The organism is Microcystis sp. LE18-22.4A, from assembly GCF_027531105.1.
Taxonomy (GTDB): domain Bacteria; phylum Cyanobacteriota; class Cyanobacteriia; order Cyanobacteriales; family Microcystaceae; genus Microcystis; species Microcystis aeruginosa.
In genome coordinates, this window is the sequence record NZ_JAPZRB010000097.1 from 1 (window position 1) to 1,000 (window position 1,000).

General features: G+C 43.7%; 2 protein-coding genes and 1 pseudogene. 2 read left to right on the forward strand and 1 reads right to left on the reverse strand.

What is annotated here, in order from left to right:
* Together O9295_RS04260 and O9295_RS04265 are read left to right on the forward strand one after the other, a co-directional pair.
* Positions 1 to 362 (forward strand): annotated as a pseudogene (locus O9295_RS04260) (Rpn family recombination-promoting nuclease/putative transposase); the annotation flags it as partial.
* A gap of 87 nt (positions 363 to 449) precedes the next feature.
* Positions 450 to 794: an RpnC/YadD family protein gene (locus tag O9295_RS04265; RefSeq protein WP_288031954.1), complete on the forward strand. Its 345-nt coding sequence runs from the start codon at positions 450 to 452 to the stop codon at positions 792 to 794.
* Here O9295_RS04265 and O9295_RS04270 read toward each other — a convergent pair.
* Positions 787 to 1,000: transposase (locus O9295_RS04270; RefSeq protein WP_288031956.1), on the reverse strand; the 214-nt coding region annotated here is incomplete at its 5' end. The genes O9295_RS04265 and O9295_RS04270 overlap by 8 nt on opposite strands.

The following is a 1,000-nucleotide window of genomic DNA, read 5'->3' on the forward strand; positions in this document are numbered from 1 at the left end:
GTATCATCATTTACAAATTACCCCAGAAAAGTCGCGAGGAAATTGAAGCTATGTTTGGACTAAGTGATTTAAAACAAACGAGAGTCTATCAAGAGGCACTGGCCGAAGGAGAAGAACGGGGTCTAGAACGGGGTCTAGAACGGGGTTTAGAACGGGGTCTAGAACGGGGTCTGCAAGAGGGGGAACGTCTGGTGGTGGAAAACCTGCTCCGAGTCCGTTTTGGTGAGTTAGACCCAGAAATTCAAGCTATTATCAGCCGGATTTTACAACTGTCTCCGGAAGAATTTACTCCTTTACTCCTACAGTATTCCAAGCAGGAACTCTTAAAGCGATTTCCCCCAGAAAAGTCGCGAGGAAATTGAAGCTATTACCACCCTTATCAAGGGTAGGGTTAATTCATGAATTAACCCTACTACTTCCCCCAGAAAAGTCGCGAGGAAATTGAAGCTATGTTTGAACTAAGTGATTTAAAACAAACGAGAGTCTATCAAGAGGCACTGGCCGAAGGAGAAAAACAAGGTCTAGAACGTGGTCTGCAAGAAGGTCTAGAACGGGGTCTAGAACGGGGTTTAGAACGGGGTCTAGAACGGGGTCTAGAACGGGGTCTGCAAGAGGGGAAACGTCTGGTGGTGGAAAACCTGCTCCGAGTCCGTTTTGGTGAGTTAGACCCAGAAATTCAAGCTATTATCAGCCGGATTTTACAACTGTCTCCGGAAGAATTTACTCCTTTACTCCTACATTGTTCCAAGCAGGAACTCTTGGTTCTTCCGAACTTACCATGTAAAATCAACTAGCAAAATGCCAATTTAATAAACATCTAAGACTAAAGTTTTTAAAGTTTCTAAATCCATAGCCTCTCCTTTTAATCACCTTCAGTTTATTATTAATTCCTTCAACTGTTCCCTGGGTTGTTCGGTTATCAAAATAGGCAGTTATTTCGTCAATCCACCGCCGAATTGTCTGGCAGCTTTTAGGAAAGTAAGCCATCGCCTTTTTGAGC

Excerpts from the sequence above, each read along its gene's own strand:
- O9295_RS04265 (WP_288031954.1), top strand. The coding sequence starts at position 450 with ATGTTTGAACTAAGTGATTTAAAACAAACGAGAGTCTATCAAGAGGCA.